The sequence below is a fragment of the Frankia sp. Allo2 genome, from assembly GCF_000733325.1.
Taxonomy (GTDB): Bacteria; Actinomycetota; Actinomycetes; order Frankiales; family Frankiaceae; genus Frankia; species Frankia casuarinae.
The window spans coordinates 1-9,132 of the sequence record NZ_JPHT01000071.1 but is presented as its reverse complement, the minus strand read 5'-3'; the positions used below and the strand labels follow the sequence as shown (position 1 = coordinate 9,132).

The 9,132-nt window shown below is 69.8% G+C and carries 6 protein-coding genes and 1 rRNA gene; 3 read left to right on the top strand and 4 right to left on the bottom strand.

The annotated features are described in order from the left end of the window. Positions 1-170, bottom strand: a 16S ribosomal RNA gene (locus ALLO2_RS22355); the annotation flags it as partial. Between the two features lie 981 nt (positions 171-1,151). Further along, on the bottom strand, positions 1,152-2,285 hold the full coding sequence (locus tag ALLO2_RS22350; RefSeq protein WP_023841114.1) for an ROK family protein: 1,134 nt from the start codon (positions 2,283-2,285) through the stop codon (positions 1,152-1,154). Positions 2,286-2,850: 565 nt separating this feature from the next. Between ALLO2_RS22350 and ALLO2_RS28505 the strand changes: the two genes are divergently transcribed. From ALLO2_RS28505 to ALLO2_RS22330, 3 genes are all read left to right on the top strand, one after another. Then, positions 2,851-4,266: a phosphotransferase gene (locus ALLO2_RS28505; RefSeq protein ID WP_051868868.1), complete on the top strand. Its 1,416-nt coding sequence runs from the start codon at positions 2,851-2,853 to the stop codon at positions 4,264-4,266. Positions 4,267-5,504: 1,238 nt separating this feature from the next. Continuing rightward, entirely contained in the window at positions 5,505-6,323 is an 819-nt protein-coding gene (locus ALLO2_RS22335) for a vWA domain-containing protein (RefSeq protein WP_035734597.1), read from the top strand. A gap of 54 nt (positions 6,324-6,377) precedes the next feature. Beyond that, positions 6,378-7,172 carry a hypothetical protein gene (locus ALLO2_RS22330; protein WP_023841113.1) on the top strand — a complete coding sequence of 265 codons (795 nt, stop codon included), beginning with the start codon at positions 6,378-6,380 and terminating at the stop codon, positions 7,170-7,172. 87 nt (positions 7,173-7,259) lie between these two features. On the opposite strand, the gene ALLO2_RS22325 is transcribed toward ALLO2_RS22330, so the two are convergent. Both ALLO2_RS22325 and ALLO2_RS22320 read right to left on the bottom strand, forming a co-directional pair. Next, positions 7,260-8,222 (bottom strand): electron transfer flavoprotein subunit alpha/FixB family protein, encoded by a 963-nt coding sequence (locus ALLO2_RS22325; protein WP_035734595.1) that lies wholly within the window; start codon positions 8,220-8,222, stop codon positions 7,260-7,262. 13 nt (positions 8,223-8,235) lie between these two features. Then, positions 8,236-9,021, bottom strand: a complete 786-nt coding sequence (locus tag ALLO2_RS22320; RefSeq protein WP_011438035.1) for an electron transfer flavoprotein subunit beta/FixA family protein — start codon at positions 9,019-9,021, stop codon at positions 8,236-8,238. Positions 9,022-9,132 lie beyond the last annotated feature (111 nt).

Here is a 9,132-nt window from a genome sequence, read left to right as displayed (position 1 = left end):
GTCATATCCGGCATTAGCCCCGGTTTCCCGAGGTTATTCCAGAGCTCGGGGCAGGTTGCCCACGTGTTACTCACCCGTTCGCCGCTGAGAGCCGAAGCTCCCCGCTCGACTTGCATGTGTTAAGCACGCCGCCAGCGTTCGTCCTGAGCCAGGATCAAACTCTCCATCAATGCATTGAGAGCGCCGATGCAAAAACATCGACAGACCCCGACATCGACAGCAGACCCTCACAGGCCCACCACCGTGTCCAAAGGAATCCCTCACAACCCAACCAGACAGCCACCCCACCACGTGGGACACCACCCAGCCAGGCCATGAACGGGGTAAAACAATTGGCACTGACAATCGGCACGCTGTTGAGTTCTCAAGGAGCAGGCGCTACCAGACCTCCACCCTCAGGGCTTCGTTCTGGTGCTTCTTTAAGTTACTCGGCTTGCCCGGCGGTGTCAAATCGCTTCTTTTTGTGCGAAATGTTCACATCCGAACAGATCTTACCTTCTTGCACACTCCGGACGTTCGCGTTCAAAGCGATCAACCGGAACGTTTTTCCTAGATTATGAGCTTTGGCTTGATTGTGTCAAATCACTCCGGCCCGGTAGTTAACCTACCCACGTACCGGTGTTTGCCACTCTCGTACCTTATCGCACCGTCCGCGGCCCGTTTCCTCGGGGGGTCTACGCCCCCTCGGAGGAGATCTGGTCCTGCGCGACGCCCGGCTCCCGGAGGAGCTCGGTGGGCGACGAAGAGGAACTATACACGAGTCCGGGCATGGTGAGCGGACGCGAGGACATAACTTTCTGGCACCGACGGTTGACAGTGCGCAATCCCTGCAGCTGACAACCTCCGGGCCCCCGCGCCGATTCCCTCCCTCGCCGAACCGCTGCCGAGGCCCGCCTCGTCCCTCGTTCACCGGTGCCGTCCGCCCGCCGGCGCAGACACCGGGTCCGATGCGGGGGTACCCCGGTCAGCGATCCCCAAACCACCCGAACCTCCGATCCGCACGCTCCCTACACCTGCCCCTCCCGCGTCTACCCAGCCGCGAGGCTGTGAGGCCGGGCAGACGCGCCAGCGAGGCATGTTTGAGGAGGAGGGGACACCAGGCGAGACCGACACACCAGGCGACGTCTTAGAAAACGTCGTACCGGCCGGTACTAGCCCTCCCAGGCGTACCGCTCCGGCGCGAGGATGAAGGCGCCGGCCCCCCGAAGCGCGATCCGGCTGGGATCGGAGCTCCGTCTGATCTGCATCCGCCGGGTGAACGCCAACCCCGTGTGACGATCGAAACTGGCCGACAGCGCGTCCCAGAAGATCGGGCCGGACTGCGCAAACCCGCCAGCCACCACGGCGGCCTCCAGGTCGAGCAGGCTCGCGCAGGAGGCCAGTCCGGCTCCCACCGCAGCACCCGCGCGGGCGAGGGCCCGCCGGGCGACGCCGTCGCCGGCCCGTGCCGAGGCTGCAAGCACGCGACCGTTGGCCGGCTGATCCCCCGAAGGCACCCAGCCCTCGCCGATCGCCCAGGCCACCGTCCGCGGACCCGACGCGAGCGCCTCCAGACATCCACGTCCCCCACACGGACAAGGAGGTCCGTCGGCCTCCACCACCATGTGACCGATATGGCCGGCATTGCCGGATGTGCCGTGCAGCAACCGGCCCCCGAGAACCAGGCCGCCTCCGACGCCGGTGGAGACGGTGACGGCGAGCATGTTGCGCACGCCACGGCCCTCACCCATCCAGTGCTCGCCGGCGGCGAGGGCGACGGCGTCGTTGTGGATCAAAACCGGGCCGCCCGGGTATGCGTCCCGCAGCCGCGCCCGCAACGGGAATCCCCGCCAGGCCGGAATGTTCAACGGGGAGACCTCACCGACCGGCCAGTCCATCGGACCGCTGCACCCGCAGCCGAGTCCCGTCATCTCGTCCGGACGCATCCGCGCCGCGGCGAGCGCCTCGTCGAGGCAGTCCTGGACGACGGCGAAGACCTCCTCGGCATCGACCCCTGCCGCCCGGGCCGACGCCGGCCCAGCGCCGTCCGGATCAGGTGAAGCCGGTGAAGCCGGTGAAGCCGGACGCGGGACCGGCATGGAGCGACGGGCCTGAGCGGCGATCGTGCCGTCCCCCGCGACGACACCGGCGGCGATCTTGGTTCCCCCGATGTCGAGGGCGAGTGCGAAGGTCTTCCGGCCGTCCGCACGCGCCGGCTCCGCACCCGCGGGCTCCTTGCCCGACGCGCGGACGTCCCGCGGCCCGCCCGCCTCCCATGGCTGGAACGCCTCCTGCGACTGGGACATCGTCCTGGCGCCTCTCTGCTCGCCGATCGACCGTCGGTACCTGCGGTACCTCGTGAAACCCGGCCGTAACTGAAACCCGGCTGTGACCCGTCCGCCCTCGGCAACCCTTCCGACCACCGGAAACCGGCCTGGAGGCCGACATCCACCACCGGTACCAACCTGGTCTCTCCCGACCTGGAGCGACGGAAGAGGTGGAGCGTACCCGCGATCGGCCCGCACCGACCTCGGCCCCGCGGAACGCGCAACCCGGCGCACGAAACCCGGCAGGCCGCCACGGCCCAGTCCCGACCCGCCGCGAACCCGACCCGCCGCGAACCCGACCCGCCGCGAACCCGACCCGCCGCGAACCCGACCCGCCGCGAACCCGACCCCGTGAAATTGTGGGATTGAATGGTTGGGGCGGCCGGCGACAGGCCGATCCCCGATCGCGGTCGCCTCCACGAAGAAACCATCCTGAGGCGGGCTCACGGCGATCACCTGAGGTCCACGGGCTTCTCGGCCGCCGAGCACATGGACAAGCCGATCCGCGGTCGGCTAATGTCCGACGGGCAAGGACGATCACCGGTTGAACGACGGTGGCGGTTACTTCCGACGGTCCGTCCCAGGGGGAAGCGGCGTGCTCGGCGCGGGAGTTTGGCCGAATGGTGGTCAGTTCGAGGCTGCGGTCTCCACTGGCGCGGAGGTATTCACGGATCCACGGCTGCGGACCGCCCGGTTCGAACGGGACGCTTTCGGTGCCCCGGTGCAGGTCACCGGCGAGTCGGCGGTCGTTTTCTTCGGAGCGGCGACGGGCAGTGCCTTCGCGCTGCGCTGTCCGACCCGGCCGCTGACCGGCGGAGCCGAACGCTATGCGGCGGTAACGAATCATCTACGTCGTCATCGGGTACTGTCAGCCTTCCCGAAAGCCGAGTGGGTCGCGCAGGGAGTGCGGGTCGGCGAGAAATGGTGGCCGGTGGTCGTCATGGACCAGGTCCAGGGCACCACCCTGCGGACCTACGTCCGCCAGCACCTCGCATCTCCGGAAGCACTGCGTGACCTCGCCGCCGGATGGAAGCTTCTACTCGGTGAGATGAGCAAGGCCGAGATCGCCCATGGCGATCTGCAGCACGGCAACGTGTTCGTCACCGAACAAGGTTCAGTACGCCTCGTGGACCTGGACTCGGTTTGGGTCCCGGCGGTCGCGCACCTGCCGCCGGACGAGCATGGACATCGCCACTACCAGCNCCCCCGCCGGCAGTCGACGGGCTACTGGGACCGCCGCGTCGACACCTTCCCGGGTCTCGTCATCTACCTCTCGGTGCTGGCGGTCGCCGCCGACCCGGCCCTGTGGGAAGAGTTCCACCGCGACGAGAACCTCATCCTGAGCGCGTCCGACCTCGCCCAGCCCGACCACACGCCGATCTGGTCACGACTCGCCGCAAGCCGGGACGGCGAGGTCCGTCGGCTCGTCCCGCTGCTGAGGCGCTTCTGTCTCGGGCCGCCGGCGGTTGACGTCGATTTGCCGACGCTGCTGCGCGACGCCGACAGCGCCCTGCCGGACGCGCCTGTCAGCGAGGCGGTCGCGCCGTCCCTCGGCGCGGGGAGTTCCTGGTGGGAACCGAGCCAGGCGTCCGTCCCGACGAAGCCGATCGATCCCAGCCAGGGCTGGGCGACCCCGCCGACCCCGCCCTCTCCGTCGGGAGCTCCAGCCACCCCAGGCACCCCGGCCACCCCAGCCGCGGGACGGAATCTCTGGGACGCGACGACCAGGACATCGCCGAACACCGGTCCCTCGGCGGGTCAGGGCGGCACGGCCGCGGGCGCCGGTGACGCCTCGGGTTCCAGCCGGGCCGGCGCGACCTCCGCGGCCGGCGACGGGGCGCGGCGGGCGTCGCCCTCCGGATCCGTGCCGAACCGCGGCTCCGGGTCGCGCACGGCGGCTCTCGTCCTCGCGGCCCTGGCCATCCTCGCACTCATCCTGATCATCCTCACCGTGGGATGACACCAGACGACCGAAGGCTCGAGACACTCGAGACAACCGATGGGAGGCGGCATGGCGCCGTCAGGCGGGCCGGACGACACCGCGTGGCCGAGCCGCCACCGGCGGATCATCGGGGTCTGCATCCTCGTGGCCGCGGTCACGATCGCCGTCGTCGGCCTGATCTCGGGCGGAGGCGGAACGGCTCCGTCGCCGATCAGGATCCTGGTGACGACCTCCGCCGACCAGGCCCTGCGGGCGGCCGGCGGCAACGACGTCAACCAGGTGATACTCGTGGCGTCGTCGGCGCCGCAGCCGGACGAGCCCGAGCTGTTCATCCAGTACAAGGTGCGGGCCGGGGAGACCCGGGAGCAGATCGCCGCGGCACTCGGGATCAACCCGGACGCCGTGGCCGATCATCCGTTCAAGGACGGTGAGCTGCTCCACGTCCCGCTCCCGCCCCGATTCACCCGCGGCACGGGAAAGGACGGCCCGGTCTTCACCGCCTACACCCCACCTGCGGCATCGTCCACGGCCGGCGTTTCGTTGCTCGGGGTGCCGGCCGCCGACGTCCCCCGGCTCGCCGAGGTCGGCGCCCGGCTGCTCGTCGCCGTCGGTCCGGGTGCCCGCCCGGACGTCCACAAGGTGGCCGAGGCACTTCCGGACACGGTCGAGGCGATCGGTGACGACGACAAGGTCCTGGTGCCGGCCTCGGTGCACGACGGCACCCACGGCCCCGGCCGGATCGGCACCGCGCTGCGCTGGCTTCTGATCTTCGCGGTCGGCCTTGCCGTGGTTCCGCTGGCCGGCTTCATCCACGCCGTGACCGGTCGCGGCACCTACCCGGAACCGACGTCGCCCCGGGACTTCCGGCCGGCCGACTTCCGGCCGGCTAGGTACCCGCGGCCGGCACCGCCGGCCGACTTCCCGCCGGCCGCCTCCCAGCGTCCGCTCCCGCCTCGGCGCCCGGCCCCCCCGGGACCGGGCGCCGCCGTCCATCCGATCGGAGTCGAGGTGATCGATCGACGGACGCTGCTGGAGGACCCGCAGTGCTCGTGCGGGAGCGTCCAGGTCGACGCGTCCTACGCCTGCCGCGCATGTCCGAACTCATGGCGGGTGGGCGCCGGCGAGCCCTGGCCGGACATCCTCCCNACGAACCCNGCGGACGATCCCCCGGGCGCTCTCTCCGCCGACGACCACCTCCCCCCGTACTGATCCGACTCCCCCGGTACTGATCCGATTCCTGAGGAAGCGCGACGCCCATGCCCTACACCAAGCAGATCGACCGGCGTGCCCCGGGCTGCTTCATCTTTCTGCTGGACCAGTCCGACTCGATGAACTACCCGATCGCCGGGCGTCCCGGCATCTCCAAGGCGCAGGCCCTCGCCGACATCGTCAACGACACCCTCGCGATGATCATCCGTCGGTGCAGCAAGGAGCGCGGCGAGGGTCCGCGTCCCTACTACGACATCGCCGTGCTCGGCTACAGCGGCCAGGAGGCCCGCTCACTGTTCACCGGAGCGCTCGCCGGCCAGTGGCTGGTCTCGGTACCGGACCTCTTCTCCTGCGTACTGCGCCGGGAGGAGCGGCACGGCTCCTCGATGCCAGTGTGGTTCGAACCGTTCGGGGCGGGCCTCACCCCGATGTGCGCCGCCCTCGACATGGCCGGGAGCCTCGCCTCCGGCTGGGCCCAGAGCCACCAGGACTCCTTCCCCCCGATCATCATCAACATCACCGATGGAGCCGCCACCGACGGCGAGCCCGAGAAGGTGCAGATGTGGGCCGACCGGCTACGGTCACTGCGCACCGCGGACGGCAACCTGCTGCTGTTCAACATCAGTATCTCCGCGGTCGCGCAGACCACCACCACCTTCCCCGCGGCCGAGTCCGAGCTGTCCGACGAGTGGGCTCGCGGGCTGTTCCGGATGTCGAGCGAGCTGCCGCCGCTGATGCGCACCGCGGCGGAGCGCCTGGGCNTGCAGACCCGGCCCGGCGCCCGGGGATTCGTCTCCAACGCGACACCCGACGCGATCGTCCTCGCCCTCACCGTCGGCACCCAGGTGGCTCAGGTCGACGCCTGAGTGGGGCGGTGGGCCGACGGCTGCGGTGGGTCCCGAGGAAGGAGAGGTGCGGGAGTGCGGGTCACGGGCCGTGTGCAGGTGTGGCTGCCGAAAAACAGCGGCTATGCCTCCGAAGACGCGACGATGGTGAGCACGGCGCGCCGGCGGGCGGCCGTCGCGGATGGCGCGTCGGAGGGGGTCGACGTGCGGCGGTGGGCAAACCTGCTGGTCACGCGATACGTCAACGCGCCGCCGCCGATCGGGGCCTCGGCCGAGGGCATCTACGAATGGTTCCGCGAGACGATCAGGATCTGGAACCTGAGCCCGCCGACGGTCGATCCCGACGACTGGCGGTTCCAGGGCGTCGGTGCGACGGAAGCGGCGTTCGCCACGTTTCTTGGGCTGCAGTTCAGGAGCGAGGAGAACGAACACGACGGCCGGCTGGAGTGGGAGGCGATCGCGGTCGGCGACTCCTGCCTGGTCCGGGTGCCCTCGCCGAAGGCCATCCTGGCGGGCGCGCAACCCGAGTTCTTCCCGTACTCCGCATCGGCAGCCTTCACGAGCACCCCCGACCTGGTGCCCAGCGACCTCGGGCGGGCCCGTCGGCTCGCGCCGACCGGGGAGGGCTGGCCGGTGCGGGTGCGGCGGGGCTTCGCCGAGGCGGGGGAGGTCTTCCTGCTCGGCAGCGACGCGATCAGCAAGTGGCTCTACACCCTGCCGTGGACTGATCCGGAGGTTTGGCGGCGACTTCCCGACCTACGCAAGCCGAACCTGGAGGGGCTCGCCCACCAGCTCAAGGACGCGGGCGAGATCGACCACGACGACCTCACGCTGGTGGTGCTCCGGGTGCGCGAGGACCCGCGGAGGTGACGCACGGGCGTGGATCCTAAACGACGGCCGGGCGCCACCCTCGCCGAGACGGATGGACGCCCGGCCGTGGCCGGTCCGCGGGATCGATCAGCCGGCCCTGCGCTTCTCGATCGCCTCGATGAGCTGCGGGACGACGTTGAACAGATCGCCGACCAGCCCGTAGTCCGCGAACTCGAAGATCGGCGCTTCCGGGTCCTTGTTGATCGCGACGATCGTCTTGGACGTCTGCATCCCGGCCCGGTGCTGGATCGCGCCGGAGATGCCGACCGCGATGTAGAGCTGCGGGGACACCGTCTTGCCGGTCTGCCCGACCTGGTTCTGGTGCGGGTACCACCCGGCGTCGGTAGCGGCACGCGACGCGCCGACCGCGGCGCCGAGGGTGTCGGCCAGCTTCTCCACCAGGGTGAAGTGCTCGGCGGCGCCCAGACCGCGACCACCGGAGACGACGACCTGGGCCTCGGTGAGGTCCGGGCGGCCGGACTTCGCCTCGACGACGCGGTCGACGATCTTGGCTCCCTTCGCGGCGTCGGAGATCGCGATGTCCACCGTCTGCTCGGACGGCGTCACCGGGGCGGCCTCGGGCGCCGTCGAGTTCGGCCGGACGACGACCACCGGAACACCCTTGACGACCTTCGACGTGACGATCGTCGAGCCGCCGAAGATACCCTGGGTGGCGACCAGATCGGGGGTCAGCGCGACAGCGTCCCAGATCAGGCCCGAGTCGGTCTTCGCGGCGACGCGGGCCGCGATCTCCCGCGAGTCCGCGGTGGCGGCGANCAGAACGGCGGCCGGCGACGCGTCCGCGACCAGCTTGGCCAGCACCTCGGCCGCCGGCGCGCCCACGTAGCCGACGACGTCCTCCGACTCGACGACGTAGACCCTGGCGGCGCCATACTGCGCGAGGTACTCCTTGGCCTTCGCATAGGTGCCCGGCGCTCCGAGGAACACCGCGGCGGCCTCGCCGAGCGAACGGGCGAGCGTCAGCAGTTCCGCGGTGACCTTCTTGGGTTCACCATCGGCGTGCTCGACGAGCACGAGAACTTCAGCCATCGGACAAAACCCCTCAGATAAGCTTCTGCGCCGCGAGGAACTCCGCGACCTTCGTGCCGCCGTCGCCCTCGTCCTTGACGATCGTGCCACTCGACCGCGGCGGCGCGGGCTCCGAGGCAACGACCGTCGACGTGGCGCCGGCCAGCCCGACCGCACCGGCGTCCAGACCCGCGTCCGCGGCGGACAACGTCGTCAGCGGCTTCTTCTTGGCCGCCATGATGCCCTTGAACGAAGGGTAACGCGGCTGGTTGATCTTCTCGACCACGGCGACCACGGCCGGCAGGCTTGCCTCGACCAGGGCGTAGCCGTTGTCGGCGAGACGCTCGATCGTGACCTTACCCGCGGCCGGATCCACCGTGACCTTGCGGGCCTGGGTGAGCTGGGGAAGGGCCAGCCGCTCCGCCAACAGGGCACCGATGACGCCGCCACGGGCATCGGAAGCCTCGCTGGAGGTGATGACGATGTCGGGTGACAGCGTGGAGATCACCTTCGCCAGCGCGGCGGACGTCGCCAGCGCGTCCGACCCGTGCAGCAAGTCGTCCGTCAGGTGCACGGCCTTGTCCGCGCCCATCGACAGGGCCTTGCGGATCGTCTCGGCCGCCTTGGCCGGTCCCATCGTGACGACGGTGACCTCGCCCCCGTGCGCTTCCTTGATCTTCAGGGCCTCTTCGACCCCGTACTCGTCCATCTCGTTCATGACGCTGTCGACACTCTTACGGTCGACGGTCTTGTCCGCGGCGTCGAGCTTCTTCTCCGCCCAGGTGTCAGGAACCTGCTTGACGGTAACGACGATGTTCACGCGTTGGGGCCTCCGTAGCCAACATCCGATGTCAGTCCCTTGACATCGTCGCATCTGGGGCGCTCACGCGCTCAATGATCGACGACGTGACGCGGACCGCAGTACGCCCCT